We start from the raw sequence: 25,800 nt of genomic DNA, 5'->3' as shown, positions 1-25,800 counted from the left end.
TCAGGCGGTGATCCGGGTGAGGTGCGCGAGGCTGCGCGCGGTGTCCCGCACGGGGGTGTCGAGCGGGCTGTCGTCGCCGAGCGCGGTGTCCTGCTCCAGGACGTACCAGCCGGTGTAGCCGGCGTCCCGGAGGAACGCGACCAGGGCCGCCACGTCCACGTCGCCGTCGCCCAGCGGCACGTACATGCGCTGCTGCACGGCGGCCATGTAGCCGATGTGCCCTTCGCGGACGGTGGCGGCGATGTCGGCCCGGACGTCCTTGAGGTGCACGTGCCCGATGCGCCGGGGGTGGCGGCGGGCGAGGTCGACCGGGTCCGTGCCGCCGATGAGGAGGTGGCCGGTGTCGAGGCAGAGGTCGAGGTCGGAGTCGGCGAGGAAGCGCTCGACCTCGGCGGCGCATTCGACGTGGGTGCCGACGTGCGGGTGCAGCGCGGTGCGCAGGCCGTGGTCGGCGGCCCGGTCGCGGACGAGCGCGGCGGTGGCGATGAGGGTGCGCCACTCGGCGTCGGTGAGCGCGGGGCGTTCGTCGTAGCCGTCGAGGCCGGTCGCGGCGGCCAGCACGAGGACTTCCGCGCCGGCGGCGGCCAGCAGCGCCGCCACCCGGCCGGCTTCGTCCACCGCGGACCGCTCGCCGGTGTGGAGCGGGACGGCCAGGAAGCCGCCGACGAGCGCGAGGCCGTGCCCGTCCAACAGGGACTTCAACGACGACGGTTCGGCGGGCAGGTAGTCGGGCGGACCGAGTTCGGTGGCCCGCAGTCCCAGGGACGCCATCTCCGCCAGCACCGACGGCGGTTCGAGCACCTTCCCCCAACCGGGAACTTCGCAGACACCCCACGAGATGGGCGCTCCGGCGATCTTCACGCGGCGACCTCCGTCCCGATCCGGACCGGCGCGCCCGAACGCCGCGACCGCTCGCACGCCTCGGCGAGCCGGAGGCTGGTCAGGCTCTCCCGCGCGGGCGACGGGTTCGCCACCGTCCCGGCCACGACCTGCGTGAACACGAGCACCTCGGCCAGGTAGGCGCGGTGGAAGCGCTCGGCGAAGCCGGGGTAGGAGTCGGCCGCCTTCGGGCCGTCGGGCTCCAACGACGTCAGCGGTGTGCGCGGGTCGAGGCCCGCGGCCAGGCAGTCGCGGCTGCCCAGCACCTCGATGCGGTGGTCGTAGCCGAGCGGGTCGTGCCGACCGCCGGCCAGCACGGCGTGCGCGCCGCCCGCGAACTTCAGCAGCACCACGGCGTTGTCCACGTCGTCGGCGTCCGCGAACGCCTGGTCCACCAGGACGGACCCGGACGCGTACACCTCCACCACCGGCTCGCCGACCAGCCAGGGCACCGCGTCCAGGTCGTGGATCAGCAGGTCGCGGAAGAGCCCGCCGGACTGGGGCAGGTAGGAGAAGTCCGGTGGCCGGGCGTCGTTGCCGAGGGCGCGGACGAGGTAGACGTCGCCGACGTCGCCCGCGCGGACGCGCCGGTGCAGTTCGGACACCGCCGGGTCGAACCGGCGCTGGAAGCCGACCAGCACCTCCACCCCGGACGCCTCCACGTCGTCCACCAACGCGCGCATCTCGTCCAGGTGGCTCGCGATCGGCTTCTCGCACAGCGTGGGCACGCCCGCCGCGACGGCCGCGCGCAGCAGCTCCGGGTGCGTGGTGGTGGGTGTGGCGAGCAGGACGCCGTCACTGGCGGTGAGCAGGGCGTCGAGGTCGGGCACGCTCCTGGTGCCGGGCAGCAGGGCCGACGCCTGCGCCGCGCGGCCGGGCACGGGGTCGAACAGGACGACTTCGTCGACCTCGTCGAGGGTGGCCAGGTTGGTGGCGTGCATGGTGCCGATCCGACCCACTCCGGCTACTCCGATGCGCATGCCGCAGGTCTCCGTCCTGGTAGAGGCGCTCCGGCGTTGGAGCGCTCTATTTGTTGGAGCGCTCTAAGGCTGTAGCGTCCGTCACACGGGTGTCAAGGGCGCGTTGCCCGCCCGCGATGTCCGCCGCCGCCCAGGAGGAGGGGGACACCGTTGGCCAGACCCACGATGGACGACGTCGCGGCGCGTGCCGGGGTGTCCCGCGCCCTGGTGTCGCTGGTGATGCGGGGGTCACCGAAAGTGAGCGACCAGCGGCGGGCGGCGGTGCTCAAGGCGGCCGAGGAGCTGGGGTACTCGCCGCACGCGATGGCGCGCTCGTTGGCCAGCCGGACGTCCCACGTGCTCGGGGTGATGGTGTCCGACCTGCACAACGCGTTCTTCGCGGAGGTGGTGGACGGGCTGGACGCGGTGGCGACCGGGCACGGCTTCGACCTGATCCTCAACACCGGGGGGCGCAGTCCGGCTCGGGAGCGGCGGGCGTTGCTGAGCCTGCTGTCGTTCCGGCCGGCGGGCCTGGCCCTGCTCTCGCCCGTGGTGCCGTCGGCGGACATCGGCCGGGCGGCGGAGCAGACGCCGGTGGTGCTGGTGGCGCGGTCGTCGCGACTGGCCACCGTGGACACGGTGAACGACGACGGCGAGCGCGGCATCGCGCTGGCCGTGGACCACCTGGTGTCTTTGGGGCACAAGCGGATCGCGCACCTCGACGGCGGCGAGGGCTCGCAGTCCGCGCCCCGCCGGCGCGGCTACCTGGCCGCGATGGCGGCGCACGGGCTCGCGCCCCGCGTGGTGGCCAGCGAGTACACCGACGCGGGCGGCGCGCGCGCCGTGCGGGGGTTGGCGGGCGACATGCCCACCGCGATCGTCTCGTGCAACGACTTCAACGCGGTCGGCGCGATCTCGGCGCTGGTGGAGGCCGGGTTCCGGGTGCCGCGGGACGTCTCGGTGGTGGGGTACGACAACACCTCGCTGGCCGCCCTGCGGCACGTCTCGCTGACCACGGTCGACCAGCCGCGCAACGAGTTCGGCCGGCTCGCCGCCGAGGCCCTGCTGCAACGGGTGCGCGGCGAACGCGCCGAGCCGGTGCGCCACCTGCTGCACCCGTCGCTGGTCGTCCGCTCGACGACCGCGCCGCCGGTCAGGTGAGCTTGAGCCCGACCACGCCCAGCACGATGAGCGCCAGGCACGCCAGCCGCCACGGCGACGCGCTCTCCCCGGCGCAGATGCCGACCAGCACCACGCCGACGGCGCCGAGCCCGACCCACACCGCGTAGGCCGTGCCGACGGGCAGGTCGCGCATGGCGATCGCGAGCATCGCGAAGCTCGTCACCGCCGCCGCGATCCCGATCCCGGTGGGCCACGGCCGGGTGAAGCCGGCCGACCGGCCCACCGCCGTGGCCCACACGACCTCCAGCGACGCCGCGCCGAGCAGCAGCAACCAGGCCACGGCTACGCCACCGCCCCCGCGTCGACCACGAACGCCGCGCCGGTGGTGTTGCGCCCGCCGTCGCCGACCAGGTGCGCGACCGTCGCGGCCACGTCCTCCGGGTCGCAGTAGCGGCCCAGCGCGGTGTGGCGGCGCTCCTCGTCGGCGTCCGGGCCGTCGGCCGGGTTCATCTCGGTGTCGGTCGAGCCGGGGTGCACGAGGTTGACCGTGATGCCGCGCGGGCCGAGGTCGCGGGCCAGGCCCCTGGTCAGCCCGGTCAGCGCCGCCTTGCTCATCGCGTAGAGCGCCCAGCCCGGGTACGGCACCCGTTCGACCAGGCTGCTGCCGATGCCGACGATCCGGCCGCCCGCCGTCATGTGCGGCACGGCCGCCTGGACCAGCACGAACGCCGCCCGCGCGTGGATCGCGAGGACCCGGTCGACCTCGTCCGCGGTGATGTCCTCGATCGGGCCGTGCACGGCGACGCCCGCGTTGTTCACCAGGACGTCCAGCCCGCCGAACGCGGCCACCGCGCGGTCGACGGCGGCACGCAGGGCGTCGACGTCGGTCGCTTCGGCCCGCACCGCGAGCGCCCGCACGCCCATCGCGGTCATCTCGTCGACCACTTCCCCCGCGCGGTCGGCCGAGCGCGCGTAGGTGATCGCCACGTTCGCGCCGTCGCGTGCCAGCCGCTTGGCGATCGCCGCACCGATGCCGCGACTGCCGCCCGTGACGAGCGCGGACCTGCCTTCGAGCTGTCCCATCACTGACCCCCAATAACCGGAACTGGTTCCGCTTCAGCTTAAGCGGAACCAGTTCCGGTTGTCGAGGTCGTTAAGCTGCCGAGGTGACGCGCGAGCGGGCCGACGCCGCCAAGAACCGGGCGAAGATCCTGGCCGCCGCCGCCGACATCGTGGCCGAACGCGGCATCGAAGGCCTCGCGATGGCCGACGTCGCCGCCGCGTCCGGCGTGGGCGTCGGCACCCTCTACCGCCGCTTCGGCGACCGCTCCGGCCTGGCCCACGCGCTGATCGACGCCTCGGAGCGGGAGTTCCAGGCCGCGTTCCTCACCGGCCCGCCGCCCGTCGGCCCCGGCGCACCTCCCGCCGACCGCGTCCGCGCCTTCCTGCACGCCTTGGTCGACCGCACGCTCGCCCAGCTGGACCTGCTGCTGATGGCCGAGACCACCGGCCCGTTCGCCCGCTTCGGCGGCGCGTACGACGCCCACCACCGCCACCTGACCGTGCTGGTCGCCCAGGCCCGCCCGGACGTGGACGCCGCGTTCACCGCCGACGCCCTGCTCGCCCCGCTGGCCGCGAACCTGGTCGCGCACCGGGGCGCCGGGGCCGCCGGGATCAAGCTCGGCCTCGACGCCCTGCTCGACGGCCTGCTGCCCCGCTAGGCCACGACCCCGGTCAGGCGTCCACCTCCGGCAGGACGGCCACGACGCCGTGGACGACCAGCGCGAACGGGGTGTTCACCAGGCCCGTCAGGGAACCGTCGGACAGTTGCAGGGCGGCGCACCTGCTGCTCGGCGGCCGGGGATCACGCCGATGATCGCCGGCCGCACGGGCAGGCCGTAGCGGCGCGTCACGAACCCCAGCAGCTTCGCCCACACCGGCGCAGGCGGCCGGAACGCCTCTACGCCCGGCCGGGCCGGTCGGGCTGACCGGACCGGTCGGGCCCGCCGCTCTTGCGCACGATCAGGTAGCCCTGCCGCGTCTTCTCCCACTTCGGGTCGAGCGGCTCCCGCTCCAGCCGGGTGTGCGGCTCGAACCCGGCCTCGGCGAGCTGGCCCAGCACCCGGTCGGGGTCGAGCCGGAACACGTCCAGCAGGATGTCGTGCCCGTAGCCCTGCTCGTAGCGCCGGACCTCCTGGCCGATCTGGAACGCCAGCACCAGCAGGCCGCCGGGCGCGAGGACCCGGTGGAACTCGGCGAACACCGCCGGGTGCCGCTCCCACGGCACGTGGATCACCGAGTACCAGGCCAGCGCGCCGCCCAGCGAGCCGTCCGGCAGGTCGAGGTCGAGCATCGAGCCCACCTCGAACCGCACGTCCGGGTGGTCGCGGCGGGCGACGGCGACCATCCCGGGCGACAGGTCGACGCCGAACACGTCCACGCCCAGGCGCTTGAGGTGGCCGGAGATCCGGCCGGGACCGCAGCCGACGTCCGCGACCCGGCCCCGCACCAGCTCGGCGAACAGGCCGAGCACCGCCCGGTCCGCCGGGATCTCCGCGAGGAGGTCGCGCGCGAGGTCGGCGTAGTCGTGGGCGACGGTGTCGTAGGCGGTGCGCGCCATGGTGAGGAACTCCGGCTCGGTCACGGCCCGACGGTACCGACCCGGGCCGGCTAGTCCCAGCCGCCGCCGCGGCGGCCCTGCTTCGTCTGGGCGCGGCGCTTCTTGTCCGCGATGCGGCGTTCCTTCGAGCCCCTGGTCGGCTTCGTCGGCCGGCGCACCGGCGCGGGCGCGGCGGCGGCGTCGCGCAGCAGTCGGGCCAGCCGTTCCCGGGCCGCCTGCCGGTTCTGCAACTGCGCCCGGTGCTCGCTCGCGGTCACCGTGAGCACGCCGTCCACCAGGCGCTTCTCCAAGCGGCCGAGCATCCGGGCGCGCAGCCACTCCGGCACGGACGGCGAGGCAACCAGGTCGAAGCTCAGCTCGACCCGGCTGTCCGCCGTGTTCACGCCCTGGCCACCGGGACCGGAGGACCGGGAGAACCGCTCGCTCAACTCGGCCGCCGGGATCACCAGCGTCCGCGTCACGGTCAGGTCCTCGGCCACACCACCAGATTAGAAGACCAGGCCGGGCACCGTCACGATCTTTGCCAGCTGCTCCCAGGTGAGCGGCGGCGCCGGCCCGTCGGGGGTGACGTTGTCGCTGGTGTTGGACGCCTGCGCCGACACCACCGTGCCGTCGGGGGCAGCCGTGCTGACCGTGACCCGGATCATGCCGTCGTGCTCCTGCGTGGACACCGTCACCGCCCGGCCGGCGTACTGCCGCACCTGGCACCTGGTGTCCCCCGGGTCGCACCGCGTGCTCTCGCGGAAGGTGTGCAGGTGCAGGAGCACGGAACCGCGACCGGCCGGGGAGGTGACGTCGGCGCGCGACAGGTACCCGCTCGTGTCGAGCGCGTAGAACTCCCACGGCTCCATCAGGGACGGGTCGAGCGCCGAGCGCGGGACCGCCGTGCCCCTCGCGTCGGCCGGGATCGCCCCCGACGCGGCGATCACCGCGCTCAGCTCGGCCGCGCGTCGCTCCGTCACCGGCTTGGGCGGCGGCGGGACGGGCACCGTGACGACCCCCGAGCCGGGGTTGGAGCTCGCCTCCGTCCCGGGCGCGGACGTGCCGGTGACGACCGGCGGTGAGCTCGGGGCGGTCGAGGACAGCTCGGCCGCCGGCGGCAGGTGCGCTCCCCCGCCGCCACCCCCGGCACCCGACCAGAGCAACGCCGGCACGGCGACCGCGACGACGGTGGCGAGCAGCGCCGCGCCCGTGTAGCCGCGGCGGAGGGCCGCCTTGCGCCGGCCGTCGCGGACGATCGCCGCCTTGTCGATGCCCAGCGGCGGCTCGTCCTCGAACGCGGTCGCCAGGCTCTGCTTGATGTCGGTCATCGCTGCTCCTCGAAGACGTGGCGGCCGAGAAGTTCGCGCAGCGCGGCAAGACCCTTCGCCGCCTGGCTCTTCACCGTGCCCTCGGTCCGACCGAGCAGTCGGGCGGTTTCGGTGACGCTCAGGTCCTCCCAGTACCGGAGCACGACGACGGTGCGCTGACCCGGCGGCAGCAGGGCCAGCGCCCGGCGGACGTCCAGGTCGGCGGGCGCGGTCCCGGGCACCGCGGTGTCGGGGACGGCGCCGACCACGGTCTCCCGCCTCCGGAAGCCGCGCCGGCCCTCGTCGATGGCCGCGCACACCAGCACCTTGCGCGCGTAGGCGTCCACGCTGCCACGCCGCACCCGCGGCCAGGCGACGTACAGCTTGGTCAACGCCGTCTGCACCAGGTCCTCGGCGCGGTGCCAGTCACCGCACAGCAGGTACGCGGTCCTCCGCATCACCAACGCGCGGGCATCGACGAACTCACCGAACTCGCGATCGCGTTCCACTCACCCTCCTCGGTCGCCGCTTAGTACGCGACGACGACCGCCGGGGGTTGCCGGTGGCTAGAAACGCGGGTGGTCGCCCACCATCGCGGCGCCCGGCTCGTCCGAGCGCACCACGTCGCCCAGCACCCACGCGGGCACGTGGCGGGCCGTGAGCACGGCCAGCGAGCGGTCGACGTCCTCGGGCGCGACCACGGCGACCATGCCGACGCCCATGTTGAACGTCTTCTCCATCTCCTCGCGCTCGACCCGGCCGCGCTGGGCGATCAGGGCGAACACCGGCGCGGGCGTCCAGGTGCCGCGGTTCAGCTCGGCGCGCAGGCCCCGGGGCAGCACGCGGGCCAGGTTCGCGGCCAGGCCGCCGCCCGTGACGTGGGCGAACGTGCGCACCTCGGCCTCGGCGGCCAGCGCCAGGCAGTCCTTGGCGTAGATCCGGGTCGGCTCGAGCATCTCCTCGCCGAGGGTGCGGCCGAACTCCTCGACGTGGCCCTCCAGCGGCATCCGGGCGATGTCCAGCAGCACGTGCCGCGCCAAGGAGTACCCGTTCGAGTGCAGGCCGGAGGAGCCCATGGCGATCACCACGTCACCCGCGCGCACCCGCTCCGGGCCGAGCATCCCGGACGCCTCGACCACGCCCACGCCCGTGCCGGAGATGTCGTAGTCGTTCGCGCCCATCAGGCCCGGGTGCTCGGCGGTCTCGCCGCCCAGCAGCGCGCACCCCGCCAGCACGCAGCCCTCGGAGATGCCCTTGACCAGCGCCGCGACCTTGTCCGGGTCGACCCGGCCGATCGCGATGTAGTCCTGCATGAACAGCGGCTCCGCGCCGCACACCACCAGGTCGTCCACGACCATCGCGACCAGGTCGATGCCGACCGTGTCGTGCTTGTCCAACGCCTGCGCGACCGCGATCTTGGTGCCGACGCCGTCGGTCGAGGACGCGAGCACCGGCTCCTTCCAGCGGTCGAGCTTGAGCTGGAACAACCCCGCGAAGCCGCCGATGCCGCCGAGCACCTCGGGACGCTGCGCCTTGGCCGCCCACGGCTTGAGCTTCTCCACCGCCTCGTCGCCGGCTTCGATGCTTACTCCAGCTGCGGCGTAGGTCGCCTTGGCGCTGTCCGTCACGTCTCTGTGCTCCACGTTTCAGGGCATCCACATTCAGGGCATGTCTGCATCCGGGCGAGCGCCCGGCACCGCCGATCAGGGGCGTCGCAGGGCGTCCTCGGCACCGTACCCGTTCGTCAGGACGGGGGTCGCCGAGCCCGCGACGCCCCGGATCCCCTCGAGCAGGTGCTTGCCGATCAGCGCGTCCTCGGGCAGCGGGATCGGGTAGTCGCCGTCGAAGCACGCCGTGCACAGCCGCGTCTTGGGCTGCTCGCTGGCCGCGATCAGCTCCTCCAGCGACACGTAGCCCAGCGAGTCCGCGCCGACCGAGCGGCGGATGCCGTCGATGTCCAGGCCGTTGGCGATCAGCTCGGCCCGGGAGGCGAAGTCGATGCCGTAGAAGCACGGCCACTTGACCGGCGGCGACGCGATCCGCACGTGCACCTCCAGCGCGCCCGCCTCGCGCAGCATCCGGACCAGGGCGCGCTGCGTGTTGCCGCGCACGATCGAGTCGTCCACCACGACCAGGCGCTTGCCGCGGATCACGTCCCGCAGCGGGTTCAGCTTCAGCCGGATGCCGAGCTGGCGGATCGTCTGCGACGGCTGGATGAACGTGCGGCCGACGTAGGCGTTCTTGACCAGGCCCGAGCCGTACGGGATGCCGCTGGCCTGCGCGTACCCGATGGCGGCCGGGGTGCCGGACTCGGGCACCGGGATGACCAGGTCGGCCTCCACCGGGTGCTCCGCGGCCAGCCGGCGGCCGATCTCGACGCGGGTGGCGTGCACCGAGCGGCCGGCGATCGTGGTGTCCGGTCGGGCCAGGTAGACGTACTCGAAGATGCAGCCCTTGGGCTCGGGGTTGGCGAAGCGGCTCGACCGCAGGCCGTTCTCGTCGATCGCGATCAGCTCGCCCGGCTCGACCTCCCGGACGAACGACGCGCCGACGATGTCCAGCGCCGCCGTCTCGCTGGCGACGACCCAGCCGCGCTCCAGCCTGCCCAGCACCAGCGGGCGCACGCCCTGCGGGTCGCGGGCCGCGTAGAGGGTGGACTCGTCGGAGAAGGTGAGGCAGAACGCGCCGCGCAGCGTCGGCAGCAGCTCCAGGGCCGCCTGCTCGATGCCGACGTCGGCGGCCTGCGCGGCGAGCAGCCCGCAGATCAGGTCGGAGTCGGTGGTGGCGCCGTGGCTGGTGTCCACGCCGACCTCGCGCGCCTTCACCATCAGCTCGGCGGTGTTCACCAGGTTGCCGTTGTGGCCCAGCGACAGGCCCGAGCCGGTGGCCGTGGTGCGGAACGTCGGCTGCGCGTTCTCCCACGTGGTGGAGCCGGTGGTGGAGTAGCGGCAGTGGCCGACGGCGACGTGGCCGCGCAGCGCCTGGAGCACCTGCTCGTCGAACACCTGGCTGACCAGGCCGAGGTCCTTGAAGACCACCACCTGGCTGCCGTCGCCGACCGAGATGCCGGCGGCTTCCTGGCCGCGGTGCTGCAGGGCGTAGAGGCCGAAGTAGGTGAGCTTGGCGACCTCTTCGCCGGGCGCCCACACGCCGAACACGCCGCATTCCTCGCGGGGTTCGCGTTCTTCCTGGGTGTCGGGGTCAGTGCGGCCGGTTGCTGAATGGTCGGTGACCACCGGGTTGCTCCCTAACGACGAGGGTGGGCTGCACCATCGAGTGTAAGGCTGATGGGGGGTGCACCACCCCCCTCAGCCCCCCTCCGACGTGACGAAACGCACCCTCGCCGGTGGGTCAGTCGAGCTTCAGCGCGAACCAGACCCGCTCGTCACCGGTGTGCTTGAGCGGCAGCCGGCCCCACAGGCCGTAGTGCACGAGCTGCGCCTCGCCGGTGACCTGGAGGTCCGTCTCCTCGCCCGGCCAGGCCGCCCGCACCTCCGGCACGACGCCCGGCGCGAACGTCACCACCCACGCCTCGGGCACGTCGGTGAGCTGGACCAGCGCGGTGCCCCGGGTGGTCGGCGGCACGTCGGTCGCGTACTTGGCCGCGAGGAGGGTGGTGAGCGCCTCGTCGATGCCGTCGACGGCGAAGTCCGCGTCGCCCACCACCAGCTCGCGCAGGGCCGCCTGGGCGTCCCAGCGGCGCAGGTCCAGCTCGTGCGCGAGCCGCCGGTGCCAGACCCACGCCAGGTCCGGCGCGGCGGGCGAGAACGTCCAGGTGGCCCGGTTGCCCGGGACGGCGGGCAGCAGCTCGGCGGCCTTGGCGAGCTGGGTGTCCAGGTACGCCAGCGGCTCCACCTCGGCCGGCGGGCGCGGCAGGCGGAGCTGGACGGGGCTGCCGGTGCGGAGGTACTCCAGCGACGTCTCCAGGAACCTGCCGACGTGCAGCGTCAGGTCGGTGAACGTCCAGCCGGGGCAGCTCGGGACCTTGGCGGTGGGGTCGGCCTTCCCGACCGCCGCCCGGAACATCTCCGCCTGCGCGGTGAAGACCTCGGTCCACCGCTGGGTGGTCCAACCTCCAGGCACGTCCAGCCTCCCGCTCGAGTCGATCCGGTGCGCGGCCATCGTGCCGCACGGGGCGCGGCCCCGGCGGCGCAAGGCCGACCTTCCCCCTGTCGACGCGCGGACCGGGCCGCCGGTGCCGTCGGATCGCGACGACCTCGCGGCGCGACCCGGTGGGAGGCGGGCGGTTCCCGGTCACCAGGGCCGGTCGGGGTCTTCGCCGCGGGCCACGGCGTCCAACCGCGCCACGGCCTCGTCCCACCACCGGGCCAGGTCGCCGACCTCGAACTCCCAGGCGAGCGGTTCCACGACGGTGGTCTCGGCGTCGGTCCCGGGATCGGGGACCGCGGCGGTGTCGACGGGCTCGACGGGTCCGGTGGCGGGCTCGGCGGCGGCGTGGGCGAACACGCGCTCGGTGAACGCGGGCCAGGCGGCGGGCGACTCGGTGACGCCGGGCCGGTCGAGGGTGTGGGCGAACCGGGACCGGCCGGCGTCGACCGGCTCGGGCAGGTGGCCGGCGAAGAACGCGTCCGGGTGCTCGCCGCGCGGTTCGACCGCGGGCCCGGACGGCGGTTCACCCCACGGTTCGACCCACGTTTCGGCCCACGGCTCGGCGCAGGGCTCGGTCCACGGCTCGGCGCACGGTTCCGTCCACACCTCCGACCACGGCTCGGCCGGCGCCTCGGCCCACTCCCGCGCCCACGGCTCGGGCGCCGCTCCGGGCGCGGTCCCGACCCACTCCCCGGGCCACGCCTCGGGTTCCGCCGGGTCGTGCGCCGGGACGTTCGGCATCGCGCAGTCGCTCGCCGGCGCGTGCTCGTCGATCCACCGGCGGTCGTCGGGGTGCAGCGGATCGGGGGACTGGGCCGTTCGGGGAGGGGGGTCCAGCGCGCCCCACGCCGGCGTGCGCGAGGTCTCGCGGCGGTCGCGGACCGGGGTGCGCGGTTGCGGCACGGAGCCGGTCGGCAGGTCGACGACACCCGTGGCGACGTAGTCCGCCAGCTCGGACTTCCAACGACGCCAACGGATCTGGCCCGGGCTGAGCACCCGGTGGCGCGCCTTGGCGGGCTTGCGGGTCAGCAGGACCACGAGGAATCGGCGGAGTCGGTCCGTCGCGTCGCGCAGGGCGTGGAAGGCCACGGCCCGCGGTATCGGGAGCAAAAGTGTCATGTGTCAATGGTCGAACTGCTGTTCGACGCAGGCAAGATCACCTTCGAGTGATCACCAACGGGCGGCTTTCCCCCTCTCTTTGGCCCAGGGGGCGGGGGAACCGGGGAAGGTCGACGTGCGTCGCAGTGCCAGCGGCGGACGGCACGAAGGGTGGGCAATCGTGTTCGGGGTGCGACCAGAGACGTTGCGCGAGGCGTCCAAGCAGTTCCACGAGGGCGCGGACGCGGCAGGCGACGGCGCGGAGATGATCTCCATGCTCAGGCTGGACGCCGACGCGCTCGGCCAGGTGCCCGCGGCGGCGGAGTTCGTCGACGCGCTGGCCAAGTGGTCCGGCGAGCAGTCCGACGACCTGCGCCGGGGCAGCGCCTGGTACCGCGACGCCGGCGCCGGCCTCGACGAGAACGCCGAGGCCTACCAGCGGGCGGACGACGACTCGAACACCTCGTTCCGCGGCATCGAAGGGGGCATGGCGTGAGCTACACCGACCCCGAGGTCCTGTACGGGCAGTTGGCCGCGGGCGACGCGGGCCGCGTCGCGGCCGCCGCCGACCCCATCACCGGCGCGATGAGCGCCGTCGAGCGCGCGGGCCAGTCGGTCTCCTCCGGCGGCCGCACGGCCACCTCCACCTGGCAGGGCGACGCCGCGACGAGCTTCGGCGCCCGCGCCGAGCTGTCCACGAAGTCCGCCACCGTCGCCGGCGAGCGGCTGGGCGCCGGCGCGGACATCGTCCAGGCCGCTTCCCGCGCCTACGGCCAGATGCGCGGCAGCGCCGACCAGCTGATCGACTTCTGGCGCGGCCGCTCGCCCGCCTTGGACGAGGCGCAGACCCGGGAGCTGGCCGGCCGGGTCAACGAGCAGCTCGCCAACGTGAAGACCGGCTACGAGCGCGTCCTCCGCTCGTACGCCGACGCGCTCACCAAGGTCCGCCCCGGCTTCGAGGAGACCGCGGGCAAGGACTCCGGGTGGAACACCGCCGTCACGGCCCTGCGCACGAGCGCGACCGTGCCCGGCCCGGGCGCCGACCCCAAGCAGGTCGCCGCCTGGTGGAAGTCGCTGACCAAGGAGCAGCAGGACGAGCTGCTGCGGACCAGGTTCCAGGAGCTCGGGCAGCTGCGCGGCCTCCCGTCCGGCGTGCTGGACCAGGCCAACCGGATGCGCATCGCGGACGACCTCCAGCGCTTCGGCGCGCAGCGCGACCAGCTCGACACGCAGATGGCCGAACGGGCGCGGGAGTTGGGCCTGGACCCGGACGACTCCGACGACATGACCAAGCTCCTGAACGACGAGCAGTACGCGTCGCTCAGCGAGCAGCGCCAAGAGGCCGCCACCAAGGCCGAGAACGCGCAGAAGGCCGCGGACAGCCTCGGGAACGCCGAGCAGATCGCCGTCGAGAAGGGCTGGGACGAGAGCGACGTCCGTCTCCTCGCCTACGACCCGTACGGCCCGCGCGGCGACGGCGGCATGGCGGTCGCGTACGGCGACCCGGACACCGCGAACAACCTCGCGGTCTGCGTGCCGGGCACCGGTTCGGACATGGGCGGCTTCGGCCTCGACCAGGCCGCGAACCTGCGCGAGCAGATGGGCGCGAACGGCAACGCCACCATCCAGTGGCTCGGCTACGACGCGCCCGGCTGGGCGCCCGGCGAGGTCGACAACCCGGCCCAGGCCCGTGAGGGCGGCGCGAACCTCGTCGCCGACGTCGACGGCTACCGCGCCGCCGCCGAGGCCGCCGGCCGCGACCCGCACGTCACGGTGATCGGCCACTCCTACGGCTCCACCACGGTGGGCTACGCGGGCATGAACGGTCTGGCGGCGGACGACATCGCGTTCGTCGGCTCGCCCGGTGTCGGCGCGTCGAACGTCGACCAGCTCTCCGCCGGCCCCGGTCACGTCTACGTCGGCGCGACCGAGCACGACCCGGTGGTGCAGGGCACGAGTTCCAGCTGGTTCACCGAGGACGGCTCCTCGGTCGGCCCGTACGACGACCGGTTCGGCGCGCGGACCTTCGGCACCACCGACGGCACGTCCCTGCTCGGCGCGCACTCCGAGTACTACACGAAGGGTTCGGAGTCGGTGCAGAACCTGGCCCGGATCGCGACCGGCGACGGCGGCTCGGTGACCTCGCAGGACTGGGACGAGAACCCGCTCGGCCCGTCGCTGCCCGGCTCGCACCTGCCCGGCGTCGGGCCGGTGGTCGACTTCGTCGGCGGCACGGCCGTCGGCGCGGCGGACCTGGCGGTCGACGCGGGCACCGGGCTGTGGAACGCCGGTCGCGACGCGGTGAACGGCAACTGGTCCGAGGCGGGCACCGGTCTGCTCGACACCGGCAAGGAAATCGTCAACGACGCCGTGGACGTGGTCGTGGGCGGCGTCGGCGACGTGGTCGAACTGGGCCGCGACGCGGTCGAGGGCGTCGGCAAGGCCTGGGACAGGACCGTCGGGTCCTGGTTCTAGGCCAACCGGCAGGGACCGACCTCGGACTCCGGTTCGAGGCCGTCGAGGTTGTTCTTCTCGACCTGGCGCACCTCGCAGATCACCGCGTCACCGGCCTTGACGCCTTCCGGGAACTGGTCGATCCCGGCGCCGGTCGTGCTCAACGACACCAGCGGTTCGGGATCGTCCTGGTCCAGCGCGAGGACCACGTAAGGCGGGGACATCTGCCCCGGGACGGTCTCGCGCTCGGGCGTGATCCGGGTGACCTTGAACCGGACCTCCTCCTCCCACTTCGCGCTGCAACCGACGAGGAGGGTTCCGACCGCGAGGATGGCGAGACACGCCTTGAGCGCCTTCACGCGGTCGAGCTTAGCTAGAAGCGGAGCACCGGGAGCAGGGTCGAGAGATCGGCCCGGCTCCCGGACGCGGTGACCTTCGCGTCGCCGACCGCGTCCGCCCACCCGAGCCGGCCGACGGCCAGCTCCAGCCACGTGCGCGGATCGGTCTCGACGACGTTCGGCGGCGTGCCGCGGGTGTGCCGGGGACCGGCCACGCACTGCACGGCGGCGAACGGCGGCACCCGCACCTCCACGCTGCGGCCCGGCGCGACCTGCTCCAACGTCCGCAGGCTCAGCCGCACGGCGGCGGCGAGCACCGGGCGGGCCGGCTGCTCCGCCTCCCCGGCGAGCCAGGGCAGCACGGCCTCGACCGCGGCGCGAACCTCGTGGGGGTCAACGGACTTCGACGGCATCCGCCCAGGCTATCGCCGTGCGCGCGGCGGCCGGCGCGCCTGTGTCGCGCGGAGGTCAGATCTTCGCCGCGCGCACCGCTTCGGCGAGCAGCTCCTCGACCTGGTGCGTGAGCCGGCGCGAGTCGGTCGGGCTGAACGTGCTCCACGGCGCGGTGCCGTTCGACGCCCGCCGCTGCTGCAGGTAGCGGCCTTCCTCGGTGTCGAAGAACGCGACCACGCGGTCCGGCCGGCACCGCTTGCCGTACCGGTCGCGGGCCGCCGCGCCGAAGTTGCCGGTGTGCACGAGCCCGGTGAACATCTTCACCAGCGTGGCGGCGTCCTCCTGGCGCACCCCGTGCTGGCGCAACGAGTTCTCCAGGCTCTTGGGCGAGCCGTCGGACTTCTCGACCGCGGCCTCCAGGTCGGCGCTCGGCATGGTGACCGAGTGCCCGGCGCCGGCCGGGTGCGAGGGCAGCGCGCCCAGCACCGCCGACGGCAGGCCGCTGCCCGCCGCGCGCCGGAACGTGAGCCGGTTGTCGGTGAGCGTGGCCACCGCGCCGTCGTCGCCGTTGGCCACGGCCAGCACCCGCACGCTCTTGCCGACCCACACCCGGCCGTCGACCTCGCGTTCCGGCCTGTTGAACAGCCGCAGCAGGTGGTCCAGCTCCGGGTGCAGCCCGGTCGGCCCGCCGAGACCGCGCGCGCCGAGGCCGTGCCAGACGCGTCGTTCGAGGTCGGCGCGTTCGGCGTGGGTCTTGCCCGGCGACGGCACCTTGATCACCAACGGCATCTGGCCCAGGTCGAGCCGTTCCCACAGCACGTCGAACTCCTCGGCCGAGAGCTCGATCGGCTCCCGGTCCGCGGTCCCCCCGAAGTACGTCACCGACACTCCCGTCCCCTGAACGCCGGACACGGGCCCGCGTCGTGTGTCGACGCGGGCCCGTGCACCGGAGGATCGAACCTACTGCGGCACTTCCCCGATCACCGGCGGCGCGACGAGCCGGTCGTCGCCGAACACGTCGTTCGTCTCGACCAGGTAGTCGGCTGTCTTGTGCTCGATGTCGTCCTCGCCCTCTCCGCCGCGCGCGCCGGCCGCCCCACCGGCCGCGCCCGGACCGCCCGCGCCCGGACGACCCGGCGCGCCGGGGCCACCGGCCTGGGGGCCGAACCCGCCGGCCGCGCCACCGCGACCGGCCAGACCGGCCGCGTTGCTGCTGCCGGGCACGCCACCGGAACCGGGCACGCCCGAGCCGGGCATCCCCGAGCCGGGCACGCCGCCCATGCCGGGCACACCGGGGCGCATGCCGCCGGGACCGCCCGGACCGTGGGGGCCGGGACCGCCGGGCATGCCCGGCAGGCCGGGACCGCGACCGGTCGGCAGACCGGGACGCGGCTGACCGCCGGGACCGGTCGGCACCCTCGGCGGGACCTGCGGGCCGTTGGTCGGCGGCTTCGGCGGGGTCCACGTGGGAGGGGGCAGCGGGCCGACGGGCGGCCGCACCGGCGTGCTCACCGGCGGGGTGACCGAAGGCGGCGGCACCGTCGGGGTGCCGGTCGTCGGCGGCGCCCACGAGGTGTTCGTGGTGCCACCCGTGCCGGGCACCAGGCCGGGCTGCGGCACGACCGTGCCGGTCGACGGCGGGGCCCACGACGTGGTCGTCGTGCCACCGCCACCGCCCGGCGGCGTCCACGTCGGGGTGGAGCTGTAGCTCGCGCTCGTGTTGTTGAACTCGCCGGAGCCGGCCGGCGGCGGGGTGTCGATCACGACCTTCGGCGGCGGGACGAACTTGCCCAGCGTGTCGGCGTTCCACTCGCTGCTGGACTGGTAGTTGTTCATCACCTCGACAGCCTTGGCCTCGGCGTTGTCCTGCGCCGCTTCCTGCTGCTCGTGGTCCTGCTGCTGCTGGATGACGTGCATCATCCCGACCGGACCGGTCAGCCCGCCCAGGATCTTGTCGCCGAGCGACGGCGCCTCGGTGGTCACCGGGACCGGCTCGGGCATCTCCTTGCGGGCGTTCGCGATGTAGTCCGCCTGCAACTGGGCGGAGGTCTCCATCGTGCCCGAACCCTGCTGGGCGTCCGACGCCCACTCGGCGAGCGGCGACAGCGTGGCCGTCGTGGTGTCGGCGGTGTCGCCCTCCCAGCTCGCGCCGAGCTTGGCGAGACCCTGCTGGATCGACGTGTCGATCTCGCCCAGGGCCTCGGACAGGGACTTCCAGGAGTCCTCGAGCGGCCGGGACGCGGCAACGCCCGGTCCCTCGTTGATCATCCGGTAGAGATCGGGGTGGGCATACCCGCGCCAGCGGTGGTCACCCATCGTGCTCGCCCCCCTCGGGTGCGTAGGTCAGCAAGGTCAGCCGTTGTTGACGCGTCCCCAGGACGCGGTGTTGTCGCCTTCGACTTGCCGGTAGTCGGCCTCGATCGCGGTGAGCTGGTCGACCACGAGCTGGAGCTGCTCGCGGTAGGCCTTGAGGGCCGTCAGGCCGGCCGAGTCGCCCGCCTCGAAGGTGTCCTGGTTGAACCGGTCGGCGGTCTCGTTGCTCACCGGGTCGCCCGCCCACGGCTTCGCCCTCAGCTGCGCGATCGCCACCCGGAGCTTCCCGTCCAGCTGGTTCAACGCGTCCGTGAACACCTTCCGCGCGTCCGGGATCGCCGAGGGCTCGATGCTGAGCTTCCGCTGCGCCCCGCTGTAGTCGGGAAGCGTCGTCGGCGTCGACCCTCCGCCACCACCATCCGCGATGAACACGGCACACCCCTCCTCAGTGCTGCACAAACCCCAGCGTGTGCATCTGGGACGACTTTAGCTCTGATGCGTGACGCGGGTGAGCGGTTCCCTCTGCAAAGGGGCAGTTCTACTCGTCCAGGTTGGTCACGACGGCCGCAGCGACCGGCTGGACGATCCGGCAGAGCCCCGTGAGGTCGACCTCGCCGAGGCTGAACGCGCCCACGTCGACGACCTGGCCGTCCGCGACGTCCACCGTGACCGAGCAGGACAGGCCGAGGGCGGTGTCCGCCTCGACCAGCAGCGCCGGGAAGCCGCCGACCTCCAGCCTGGTCACCTTGCCCTCGGACTTCGCGTAGTCGTCGACCCCCGCGGTGGTGTCGGCGGTGATGCCGACGAAGTGCTCGCGGTCGCCCCGGCTGATCGTGCAGCTCTTCTTCCCGGGCGCGTCGTCGTTCGGCTGCGGCGGCTGGTCCAGGCCGAACTCCGCGCGCTGCGCACCGGTCAGCAGCGCGCACGGGTCCACGCCGGCGACGTCGATCGCCTTCGGGCGGTCGACCGGCCCGGTCGCGGTCGAGCTGGGCCGGTCCGATCCGGACGGCCGGCCGGCGGTGGTCGTCGGCGTCGGGCCACCCGGGTTCGCCGAACCGTCCGTGGCTTGCGAGCAGCCCCCGAGCAGGGCCAGGGCGGCGATGAGCGGCACGACACGGCGCATGAGGACCAACGTATCGGATCGACGTCACCTGCAAGACGCAGTGCCGGCGACGCGACGCCCGGCCCGGTGGTCAGCAGCCGGCGTAGCGGCAGGCCACCACCGCGGGCCGCGCCACCGGCCGTCCCGCGTCGATCGACCACGCCAACCGCACGTACTGGGCGTGCGTCCAGGCCAGCGGTGTCGCCGACGTGGTGCCGCGGCCGTCCCGGACCTGCTCGGGCAGCATCCGCCCGGCGTTCGCGGTGGAGGCGATGTCGGCCAGCCGGCGGCGGGCCGCGCCGACGTCCCCGGCCAGCAGCTCGTACTCGCCGCGCTCGCCGGCGAAGATCGGCCACAGCCCGCCGTACGTGCGGCCGTGGCCGATGTTCCACGGCCCGCCGTCGGCGCGTTCGCCGTAGCCGTCGCCGTTGTACCGGTGCCAGAAGCGGTCCACGCCCAACTGCTCGTCCACGACCTCGACGGTGTTGCGGACGACCGGGTCGCCGTGCGGGCGCACGCCCAGCCGCACGAGCTCCAGGAAGCTCGGGTCGACGGCGGCGCGCTGGTCGATCGCCGTCGGGTGGTTGTCGCCGGGGTTGTAGGCGGTGGCCGCGTCGGGCCGCCCGTCCTTGGTGAGCCGCAGGTAGTACGGGTCGGGCGAGAACGGGCCGGTGCGGGTGACCGTCCAGCCCTCCAGGCGGCGCTCCCAGTCGTCGGCGACGGCGAGGTACTTCGCGGCGCGGGGGTCGCCCGACCGGTGGAGCAGGTCGGCCAGGCACACCAGGCCGGCGATCTCGGCGGCGATCGTGCCCGGCGAGTAGCCGCTCTGGTTCTCCCACCGCTCCTGCTGCGTGAACGGCGCGTCCGGCTGGGCGACCATGAACTCGGCGACCGCGACCAGCGCGTCCACTGTGGACCGGTCCGCCCGGCCGAGCAGCCAGGCCAGCAGCATCGGCGCGGCCTGCTCGTCCTGCTGGACGTTGGTCCAGTGCGGCTCGCCGTCCACCCTGGTGTTCTGCGGCAGGTGCCCGTCGGGCTGCCGCTGCACGTCGAGCATGAAGTCGAGCGCGCGGTCGGCCGCCGCGCGGTCGCCGGCCGCGAGCATCGCACTGGCCACCTGGTAGAGGTCACGCGGCCAGACCAGCGCGTACGAGCCGAACTCCGGCGCGATGGCCCGGTCGAACCCGAACGCCCACGGGAAGCCCGGCGAGGCGATGAACGCGCCGGGGTGGGCCTTGTCCTCCGTCGCCGCCAGCACCATCATCGACGTCTCGTAGAGGTCGCGGTCGGCGCTCTGCGGCCGCCGCAGTCCCCCGAGGTAGTCCTCCCAGCCCTGGTCGTACCGGCGGGCGTGCCGGGGGAAGCCCTCGACCAGGGACTTCTTCGCCGTGGCCAGCGCTTCCCCGGCGGTCGGCCCGAAACCCACCGCCAGCGTGACCCGGCGGTCGCGCACGCCGTCCACGCGCAGGTCGCCGGTCTGCACGACGTTGCCCGTGGTGGAGGTCGGCGAGGTGATCGGCTCGTCGGCGACCAGGGCACTCGCGGACCGCGCGTCGTGGGCCACCAGCGCCCCGGGCCGCTCGACGGCCGTGTCGTCGTCCCCGTCGCGGGACAGGTTCGGGTCGAAGACCACCTGCACGTCCACCGGCCGTTCGGCGCGCAGCCGCACGTCGGCCAGCACGGTCGGCCGGGACGGGTCGGTGGTGTAGGTGACGTCGGCCTGCCAGCCGTCGCCCCGGAACTCCTGCCGGTAGCGGAGCCTGCCGACGGGCTCGGTGCGGCCCTCCGCCGCGCGACCGTCGACGACCAACCTCAGGTCACGGGTCGCCGGCGTGCTCAGGTCGGGGTAGAAGACCTCGGTGGGGCCGGTGCGGCCGAGGGTGAACCAGACCGGGCTCGTCGCCTGGCGGGCGGTGCCGAACCCCTGCTTGTCGGCCGGCGCGTAGGTGGCCGGGGGACCGGGGACGGTCAACACGCTCGCCAGCAGCACCACGACTAAGGAGGTCATGCCTCCTTGGGTGCGCAACACCGCGCGGCGTCAAACGCGGGTACGTAGGGTCGTCGGGGTGGGAGACACGGGACCTGGACGGATCGAGGACTACGCGCTGCTGTCGGATCTGCGGACGGCGGCCCTGGTGGGACGGGACGGGTCGATCGACTGGCTGTGCATGCCGCGGTTCGACTCGCCGTCCTGCTTCTCGCGGCTGCTCGGCACGGAGGAGGACGGGCACTGGCGGATCGCGCCGACCGGCGAGGTGGTGTCGGTGCGGCGGTCCTACCGGGACGGCAGCCTGGTGCTGGAGACCGAGTTCGAGACCGTGGACGGCGTGGTGCGGCTGATCGACACCATGCCGCCCGAGCAGGACGACTGGGACGCCGACACGCGGGTGGTGCGCGTGCTGGAAGGCGTGTCCGGGCAGGTCGAGATGTCGTTGCGGTGGGTGCTGCGGTTCGCCTACGGCGACTCGGTGCCGTGGGTGCGGCGCGGCGAGCGGGACGGGCAGGAGTGCATCGTCGCGCTCGCCGGCCCGTCCGCGGTCGCGCTGTACGGCGACCGGCTGCCGTACCGGGTGCACGGCCGACGCGCGCACGAGGCGGAGTTCACCGTCTCGGCGGGTGAGCGGCTGTCGTGGGTGATGGAGTTCGCGTACTCGCCCGACGAGCCGCCCGCGCCGGTCGACGCGATGGCGGAGGTGGCGCGGTCCGAGGCGTTCTGGCTGGCCTGGTCGTCCCGGATCGGCTACGACGGGCCGCACGCGGAGGCGGTGCGGCGGTCGCTGATCACGTTGAAGGGCCTGTCGTACGCGCCGACCGGCGGGATCGTGGCCGCGCCGACCACGTCGCTGCCGGAGACGTTCGGCGGCGAGCGCAACTGGGACTACCGGTACTGCTGGCTGCGCGACGCCACGTTCACGTTGCTGGCGCTGGACAACTTCGGCTGCACGGACGAGGCGGCGGCGTGGCGCAAGTGGCTGCTGCGCGCCGTCGCGGGCGACCCGGCCGACCTCCAGATCATGTACGGCCTCGGCGGCGAGCGGCACCTGGTCGAGTGGGAGGTCGACTGGCTGCCCGGCTACCGGGGCGCGCGGCCGGTGCGGATCGGCAACGCGGCCTACCGGCAGTTGCAGCTGGACGTCTACGGCGAGGTGATGGACGCGCTGCACCTGGCCCGGGAACGCGGCCTCGGCGAGACGCCCGACTCGTGGGCCATGCAGCGCGGCATGATGCGGCACCTGGAGAAGGTGTGGGAGCAGCCGGACAAGGGGCTGTGGGAGGTGCGCGGACCGGACCGGCACTTCACCCACTCGCGCGTGATGCTGTGGGTGGCGTTCGACCGGGCGGTGCGCGCGGTGGAGGAGTTCGGCCTGCCCGGGCCGGTGCAGCGGTGGCGCGAGCTGCGCGAGGCCGTGCACGCCGAGGTGCTGGCGAAGGGCTGGAACGCGTCGCTGGGCGCGTTCACCCAGTACTACGGCGGCACCGAGCTGGACGCGGCCACGCTGCTGATCCCGGCCGTCGGCTTCCTGCCCGGCGACGACCCGCGGGTGGTCGGCACCCTGGACGCGGTCTCCCGGGTGCTCAAGCACGGCGACCTGGTGGACCGGTACGAGACGGGGCACGGCGAGTCCGAAGTGGACGGCCTGGTCGGTGTCGAGGGAAGCTTCCTGGCGTGCTCGTTCTGGTACGTCGACGCGCTGGCGTTGGCCGGGCGACGCGAGGAGGCGCTGGTGATGTTCGACCGGCTCGTGGGCCTGTGCAACGACGTGGGGCTGTTGGCGGAGGAGTACGACGCGGGCACCGGGCGGATGCTCGGCAACTTCCCGCAGGCGTTCAGCCACCTGGCGCTGGTGAACAGCGCGGCCGTGCTGTTCGGCGGCCACACCCGCGACGAGCGCCACCGCGGCGGTGCGGCGTGAGGGCGGCCGAGGTCGTGCCCGGTGAGCCGGCGGCGTCGCGGGTGGTGGACCGCGAGGTCGGGCCGGTCGACGGCGAGCTGCTGGTGGAGGGGCTGCTGGCGGGCGTGTGCGGCACCGACGTGGAGATCGTGCGCGACGGCTTCGGCCGGCTGCCGCCCGGCCGGGGGCACATCGTGCCGTTCCACGAGTCGCTCGGCCGGGTGATCGGCAGCCCGACGCCGGACTTCGCGCCGGGCGACCTGGTGGCCGGGGTGGTGCGCCGGCCCGACCCCGAGCCGTGCCCGGCGTGCGCGGTCGACGCGTGGGACTTCTGCCGCAACGGCAAGTACACCGAGCGCGGCATCAAGGAGCTCGACGGGTACGGCGCCCAGCGCTGGACCGTGCCGCCGAAGTTCGCGGTGAAGCTCGACCCGACGCTGGGTGACGCGGGCGTGCTGACCGAGCCCACGTCGGTGGTGGCCAAGGCGTGGGCGCAGGTGTCGGCGGTGGCCGCGCGGTCCCACCTGCCGGTCCGGTCGGCGCTGATCACCGGCGCGGGACCGATCGGCCTGCTGGCCGCGCTGCTCGGCGTGCAGCGGGGGCTGGAGGTGCACGTGGTGGACCGCGTCACCGACGGCCGCAAACCCGACCTGGTCACCACCCTGGGCGCGACCTACCACCCGGACCTGGCCGGGGTCGCCGCCGAGGTGGACGTGGCGATCGAGTGCACCGGTGTCCCGTCCCTGGTCTGGGAGTGCGCCCGCCGCGCGTCGGTCACCGTGGTGGCGGGCATCTCGGGCGAGCACACCCCCGTGCCGCTGGACCCGGGCGTCTTCGACGGCATGGTGCTGGGCAACAAGACGGTGTTCGGCACGGTCAACGCGGGCCTGCCGGACTACCTGGCGGCGGCCACGGCCCTCTCCGAAGCCAGCCGCCCGTGGCTGAACGGCCTGATCACCCGCCGCGTGCCGCTGGCGAGGTTCACCGACGCGCTGGAGAAGGAGCCCGACGACGTGAAGGTGGTCGTGGACCTGGCCTAGCGGCGCAGGAGGTCGTCGATCTCCTCGGGCTTCATCGGCTTGGCGAAGAACCAGCCCTGGCCCGTGTCGCAGCCGATCCGGTGCAGGCGCTTGGCCTGCGCCGGGGTTTCGACGCCCTCCGCGGTGACGCCCAGTTGCAGCGCGTGGGCCAGCTGCACGAGCGTCGAGACGATCTGGGCGTCCACCGCGTCCTCTTCGTCCGCCGCGCGCAGGCCCTCCATGAACGAGCCCGCGATCTTCAGCTCGTGCACGGGCAGGTGCTTGAGGTACGCCAGGTTCGAGTAGCCGGTGCCGAAGTCGTCGATCGCGATGCGCACGCCCATGTCCGACAACGCCCGCAGCGCCTCCAGCGGCTCGTCGGCGGTGCCCATGATGGCGCTCTCGGTCAGCTCCAGCTGAAGGTGGTGCGGCGGCAGCGCGCACTCGTCCAGGATCCGCTTCACGTCCCGCACCAGCTCCGGGTCGCGGGACTGGCGCACGGCCAGGTTCACCGACACGAACGGCGCGGAGTCGCCGAACTCCTCCAGCCACCGCCGCGCCTGCTCGCACGCCCGCCGCAGCACCCACCGGCCCAGCGGGACGATCAGCCCGGTCTCCTCGGCCAGCTCGATGAACCGGTCCGGCGCCAGCCGCCCGAACTCGGGGTGCTGCCAGCGCACCAGCGCCTCCACGCCGACCACGGTGCTGTCCTCGAGCCGCACCAGCGGCTGGTAGTCCACGTAGAACTCGTCGCGCTCCAACGCCGCCGGCATCGTCGCCGACAGGGTGAACCGGGCGACCTCCTTGGCGTTGCGCTCCGGGTTGTACAGCGCCCACCGCGACTTGCCGTCGGCCTTCGCCCAGTACAGCGTGATGTCCGCGTCGCGCATCAGGTCGGCCGCCGTGGTGCCGGACAGCGCCCGCTCCACGATGCCGATGGACGCCGACACCGTCAGCTCGTGCCCGCCGATCCGGATCGGCGACTCCAGCTCCCGCAGCACGCGGTCGGCGACGTCGACGATGTCCTGCGTGTCCTGCGAGCCCTCCACCAGGATGACGAACTCGTCGCCACCCATCCGGGCGACGAGCTTGCCCTCGCCGGACACCGAGTGGTCCAGCCGCCGGCCCACCTCGACCAGCAGCTGGTCGCCGATGTCGTGGCCGAGGCTGTCGTTGATCACCTTGAACCCGTCCAGGTCCAGGTAGCACAGGCCGGCGCGGTGGCGGGCCCGGTTGTTGAACACGCGGCCGAGGCGCTCCAGGAACAGCGCCCGGTTCGGCAGGCCGGTCAACGGGTCGTGCAGCGCCTGGTAGCGCAGCCGGTTCTGCAGCAGGTGCCGGTCGGTGACGTCCTCGATCATCGCCACCTGGTACTGCGGGTCGCCGTGGTCGTCGCGCACCAGCGACAGCGTCAGGTGCGTCCACACCTGCTCGCCGTCCGCCCGGCGGAACCGCTTCTCCGCCCGGTAGTGGTCGCACTCGCCCGAGGTGATCTGGTCGTACAGCCGCCAGACGCTGCCGCCGTCCTCCGGGTGCATCAGGTCGCGGATGTTGTACTGCCGCATCTCCTCGACGCTGAACCCCAGCATGTCCTGCAACGCCTGGTTCACGTCCAGGATCCGGCCCTCGATGTCGGCGATGCCGATGCCGATCGCGGCCTCGGTGAACATCGCCCGGAACCTCGCCTCGGACGCGCGCAGCGCGGCTTCGGCCTGGTCACGGGCGTCCAGCACGGCCGCGCGGATCGCCTCCTGCTCGGCCAGCGTGCGTTCGCGTAGCGCGCGGGCGTACCCGGCGGCCAACGCGCCCTGCAACGCGGCCAGCCGCGAGCGCATCAGCTCGTCCGGCTGGATGCCCAGCTCGCCGAGCAGGTCGTCGCCGAGCAGCTGCACGGTGCGGCCCAGCGTGTCGGTGCCGGTGAAGTGCGCCTCGACCAGGCGCGCGCCGATCTCGTAGCCGGGCGCGGTGCGGAACGGGCTGGCGTGCAGCGCGTGGACCAGCACCTCCGTCAACGCCTGGAGGTGCTCGGCGACCTCGGCCCTCGTCATGGGGACGTAGCTGCTCCCGATGACGGCGGTCGCCCAGGTGCGGGCGAAGGACTCCGCCCCGGCCAGTACGGCGGGGTCGAGGTTCGATCGGCCCGGTGCTGCCACCCGATGGTCAACCTGTTCCGTCATGTCCGCCGGCCTACCGCCACAACCCAGAGGATAC

At 73.7% G+C, this 25,800-nt stretch carries 26 protein-coding genes; 6 read left to right on the top strand and 20 right to left on the bottom strand.

The window, feature by feature from the left end:
* The gene (locus EDD40_RS24720) at window positions 1–861 is read right to left on the bottom strand and encodes a TIM barrel protein (RefSeq protein WP_425471250.1); all 861 of its coding nucleotides are present in this window, start codon (window positions 859–861) and stop codon (window positions 1–3) included.
* Window positions 858–1,859 (bottom strand): Gfo/Idh/MocA family protein, encoded by a 1,002-nt coding sequence (locus EDD40_RS24715; RefSeq protein ID WP_123745057.1) that lies wholly within the window; start codon window positions 1,857–1,859, stop codon window positions 858–860. Before EDD40_RS24715 ends, EDD40_RS24720 begins: the two co-directional genes overlap by 4 nt.
* A 150-nt stretch (window positions 1,860–2,009) precedes the next feature.
* Here EDD40_RS24715 and EDD40_RS24710 point away from each other — a divergent pair, with 150 nt between their 5' ends.
* Complete coding sequence (locus tag EDD40_RS24710) at window positions 2,010–2,999, top strand: LacI family DNA-binding transcriptional regulator (protein WP_123745056.1); 990 nt, start codon at window positions 2,010–2,012, stop codon at window positions 2,997–2,999.
* Here the strand turns inward: EDD40_RS24710 and EDD40_RS24705 are convergent.
* Window positions 2,992–3,300, bottom strand: a complete 309-nt coding sequence (locus EDD40_RS24705) for a DMT family transporter (protein WP_123745055.1) — start codon at window positions 3,298–3,300, stop codon at window positions 2,992–2,994. The genes EDD40_RS24710 and EDD40_RS24705 overlap by 8 nt on opposite strands.
* Window positions 3,301–3,302: 2 nt before the next feature.
* Complete coding sequence (locus tag EDD40_RS24700) at window positions 3,303–4,043, bottom strand: SDR family NAD(P)-dependent oxidoreductase (protein ID WP_123745054.1); 741 nt, start codon at window positions 4,041–4,043, stop codon at window positions 3,303–3,305.
* A gap of 83 nt (window positions 4,044–4,126) precedes the next feature.
* Between EDD40_RS24700 and EDD40_RS24695 the strand changes: the two genes are divergently transcribed.
* On the top strand, window positions 4,127–4,681 hold the full coding sequence (locus EDD40_RS24695; protein ID WP_123745053.1) for a TetR/AcrR family transcriptional regulator: 555 nt from the start codon (window positions 4,127–4,129) through the stop codon (window positions 4,679–4,681).
* Between the two features lie 239 nt (window positions 4,682–4,920).
* Here EDD40_RS24695 and EDD40_RS24685 read toward each other — a convergent pair whose 3' ends face one another.
* The 8 genes from EDD40_RS24685 to EDD40_RS24650 form a co-directional block, all read right to left on the bottom strand.
* Entirely contained in the window at window positions 4,921–5,580 is a 660-nt protein-coding gene (locus tag EDD40_RS24685; RefSeq protein ID WP_170185456.1) for a class I SAM-dependent methyltransferase, read from the bottom strand.
* Between the two features lie 50 nt (window positions 5,581–5,630).
* A complete protein-coding gene (arfB, locus tag EDD40_RS24680) occupies window positions 5,631–6,059 on the bottom strand; it encodes an alternative ribosome rescue aminoacyl-tRNA hydrolase ArfB (RefSeq protein ID WP_123745051.1) in 429 nt (142 codons plus the stop codon).
* Window positions 6,060–6,068: 9 nt separating this feature from the next.
* On the bottom strand, window positions 6,069–6,890 hold the full coding sequence (locus EDD40_RS24675) for a hypothetical protein (RefSeq protein WP_123745050.1): 822 nt from the start codon (window positions 6,888–6,890) through the stop codon (window positions 6,069–6,071).
* Window positions 6,887–7,378: a SigE family RNA polymerase sigma factor gene (locus EDD40_RS24670; protein ID WP_123745049.1), complete on the bottom strand. Its 492-nt coding sequence runs from the start codon at window positions 7,376–7,378 to the stop codon at window positions 6,887–6,889. The genes EDD40_RS24675 and EDD40_RS24670 overlap by 4 nt, the downstream gene beginning before the upstream one ends.
* A 57-nt stretch (window positions 7,379–7,435) precedes the next feature.
* Window positions 7,436–8,497 (bottom strand): phosphoribosylformylglycinamidine cyclo-ligase, encoded by a 1,062-nt coding sequence (gene purM, locus EDD40_RS24665; protein WP_123745048.1) that lies wholly within the window; start codon window positions 8,495–8,497, stop codon window positions 7,436–7,438.
* Window positions 8,498–8,572: 75 nt separating this feature from the next.
* Window positions 8,573–10,105, bottom strand: a complete 1,533-nt coding sequence (purF, locus tag EDD40_RS24660; protein WP_123745047.1) for an amidophosphoribosyltransferase — start codon at window positions 10,103–10,105, stop codon at window positions 8,573–8,575.
* A gap of 115 nt (window positions 10,106–10,220) precedes the next feature.
* The gene (locus EDD40_RS24655) at window positions 10,221–10,952 is read right to left on the bottom strand and encodes a maleylpyruvate isomerase N-terminal domain-containing protein (protein ID WP_123748255.1); all 732 of its coding nucleotides are present in this window, start codon (window positions 10,950–10,952) and stop codon (window positions 10,221–10,223) included.
* 171 nt (window positions 10,953–11,123) lie between these two features.
* Window positions 11,124–12,098 (bottom strand): hypothetical protein, encoded by a 975-nt coding sequence (locus EDD40_RS24650; protein ID WP_148088905.1) that lies wholly within the window; start codon window positions 12,096–12,098, stop codon window positions 11,124–11,126.
* A gap of 169 nt (window positions 12,099–12,267) precedes the next feature.
* On the opposite strand from EDD40_RS24650, the gene EDD40_RS24645 reads away from it, so the two are divergent.
* Both EDD40_RS24645 and EDD40_RS24640 read left to right on the top strand, forming a co-directional pair.
* Window positions 12,268–12,573, top strand: a complete 306-nt coding sequence (locus EDD40_RS24645) for a hypothetical protein (protein ID WP_236594569.1) — start codon at window positions 12,268–12,270, stop codon at window positions 12,571–12,573.
* Window positions 12,570–14,552 carry an alpha/beta hydrolase gene (locus EDD40_RS24640; protein ID WP_123745044.1) on the top strand — a complete coding sequence of 661 codons (1,983 nt, stop codon included), beginning with the start codon at window positions 12,570–12,572 and terminating at the stop codon, window positions 14,550–14,552. Before EDD40_RS24645 ends, EDD40_RS24640 begins: the two co-directional genes overlap by 4 nt.
* Here EDD40_RS24640 and EDD40_RS24635 read toward each other — a convergent pair.
* The 7 genes from EDD40_RS24635 to EDD40_RS24605 all read right to left on the bottom strand — a co-directional run bounded on the left by EDD40_RS24635 (window position 14,549) and on the right by EDD40_RS24605 (window position 20,685).
* On the bottom strand, window positions 14,549–14,890 hold the full coding sequence (locus EDD40_RS24635) for a hypothetical protein (RefSeq protein WP_123745043.1): 342 nt from the start codon (window positions 14,888–14,890) through the stop codon (window positions 14,549–14,551). The genes EDD40_RS24640 and EDD40_RS24635 overlap by 4 nt on opposite strands.
* A 14-nt stretch (window positions 14,891–14,904) precedes the next feature.
* On the bottom strand, window positions 14,905–15,282 hold the full coding sequence (locus EDD40_RS24630; RefSeq protein ID WP_123745042.1) for a sterol carrier family protein: 378 nt from the start codon (window positions 15,280–15,282) through the stop codon (window positions 14,905–14,907).
* 55 nt (window positions 15,283–15,337) lie between these two features.
* The gene (locus EDD40_RS24625; protein WP_123748254.1) at window positions 15,338–16,144 is read right to left on the bottom strand and encodes an ESX secretion-associated protein EspG; all 807 of its coding nucleotides are present in this window, start codon (window positions 16,142–16,144) and stop codon (window positions 15,338–15,340) included.
* 78 nt (window positions 16,145–16,222) lie between these two features.
* Complete coding sequence (locus EDD40_RS44450; protein ID WP_123745041.1) at window positions 16,223–17,578, bottom strand: PPE domain-containing protein; 1,356 nt, start codon at window positions 17,576–17,578, stop codon at window positions 16,223–16,225.
* Between the two features lie 36 nt (window positions 17,579–17,614).
* On the bottom strand, window positions 17,615–18,007 hold the full coding sequence (locus EDD40_RS24615) for a transcriptional regulator (protein WP_123745040.1): 393 nt from the start codon (window positions 18,005–18,007) through the stop codon (window positions 17,615–17,617).
* Between the two features lie 106 nt (window positions 18,008–18,113).
* Window positions 18,114–18,698, bottom strand: a complete 585-nt coding sequence (locus EDD40_RS24610) for a DUF3558 domain-containing protein (protein ID WP_123745039.1) — start codon at window positions 18,696–18,698, stop codon at window positions 18,114–18,116.
* Window positions 18,699–18,768: 70 nt separating this feature from the next.
* Entirely contained in the window at window positions 18,769–20,685 is a 1,917-nt protein-coding gene (locus EDD40_RS24605; protein WP_123745038.1) for a glycoside hydrolase family 15 protein, read from the bottom strand.
* Between EDD40_RS24605 and EDD40_RS24600 the strand changes: the two genes are divergently transcribed.
* Together EDD40_RS24600 and EDD40_RS24595 are read left to right on the top strand one after the other, a co-directional pair.
* Window positions 20,684–22,591: a glycoside hydrolase family 15 protein gene (locus EDD40_RS24600; protein WP_123745037.1), complete on the top strand. Its 1,908-nt coding sequence runs from the start codon at window positions 20,684–20,686 to the stop codon at window positions 22,589–22,591. The two genes, EDD40_RS24605 and EDD40_RS24600, sit on opposite strands and share 2 nt — an antisense overlap.
* Complete coding sequence (locus EDD40_RS24595; protein WP_123745036.1) at window positions 22,588–23,610, top strand: glucose 1-dehydrogenase; 1,023 nt, start codon at window positions 22,588–22,590, stop codon at window positions 23,608–23,610. The genes EDD40_RS24600 and EDD40_RS24595 overlap by 4 nt, the downstream gene beginning before the upstream one ends.
* On the opposite strand, the gene EDD40_RS24590 is transcribed toward EDD40_RS24595, so the two are convergent.
* Window positions 23,607–25,766: a putative bifunctional diguanylate cyclase/phosphodiesterase gene (locus EDD40_RS24590; RefSeq protein WP_201437874.1), complete on the bottom strand. Its 2,160-nt coding sequence runs from the start codon at window positions 25,764–25,766 to the stop codon at window positions 23,607–23,609. The genes EDD40_RS24595 and EDD40_RS24590 overlap by 4 nt on opposite strands.
* Window positions 25,767–25,800 lie beyond the last annotated feature (34 nt).

The sequence above is a fragment of the Saccharothrix texasensis genome (assembly GCF_003752005.1).
Classification (GTDB): Bacteria; Actinomycetota; Actinomycetes; order Mycobacteriales; family Pseudonocardiaceae; genus Actinosynnema; species Actinosynnema texasense.
Note: the sequence above shows the minus strand (reverse complement) of the source record. Positions and strands in the feature narration are given on the sequence as shown.

What these genes read in the sequence shown, in the direction of transcription:
- EDD40_RS24715 (WP_123745057.1), bottom strand. Translation starts at nt 1,859, where the DNA reads ATGCGCATCGGAGTAGCCGGAGTGGGTCGGATCGGCACCATGCACGCC.
- EDD40_RS24700 (WP_123745054.1), bottom strand. Translation starts at nt 4,043, where the DNA reads ATGGGACAGCTCGAAGGCAGGTCCGCGCTCGTCACGGGCGGCAGTCGC.
- EDD40_RS24685 (WP_170185456.1), bottom strand. Translation starts at nt 5,580, where the DNA reads ATGGCGCGCACCGCCTACGACACCGTCGCCCACGACTACGCCGACCTC.
- EDD40_RS24675 (WP_123745050.1), bottom strand. Translation starts at nt 6,890, where the DNA reads ATGACCGACATCAAGCAGAGCCTGGCGACCGCGTTCGAGGACGAGCCG.
- EDD40_RS24650 (WP_148088905.1), bottom strand. Translation starts at nt 12,098, where the DNA reads ATGACACTTTTGCTCCCGATACCGCGGGCCGTGGCCTTCCACGCCCTG.
- EDD40_RS24630 (WP_123745042.1), bottom strand. Translation starts at nt 15,282, where the DNA reads ATGCCGTCGAAGTCCGTTGACCCCCACGAGGTTCGCGCCGCGGTCGAG.
- EDD40_RS44450 (WP_123745041.1), bottom strand. Translation starts at nt 17,578, where the DNA reads ATGGGTGACCACCGCTGGCGCGGGTATGCCCACCCCGATCTCTACCGG.
- EDD40_RS24610 (WP_123745039.1), bottom strand. Translation starts at nt 18,698, where the DNA reads ATGCGCCGTGTCGTGCCGCTCATCGCCGCCCTGGCCCTGCTCGGGGGC.
- EDD40_RS24600 (WP_123745037.1), top strand. Translation starts at nt 20,684, where the DNA reads ATGCCTCCTTGGGTGCGCAACACCGCGCGGCGTCAAACGCGGGTACGT.
- EDD40_RS24605 (WP_123745038.1), bottom strand. Translation starts at nt 20,685, where the DNA reads ATGACCTCCTTAGTCGTGGTGCTGCTGGCGAGCGTGTTGACCGTCCCC.
- EDD40_RS24590 (WP_201437874.1), bottom strand. Translation starts at nt 25,766, where the DNA reads ATGACGGAACAGGTTGACCATCGGGTGGCAGCACCGGGCCGATCGAAC.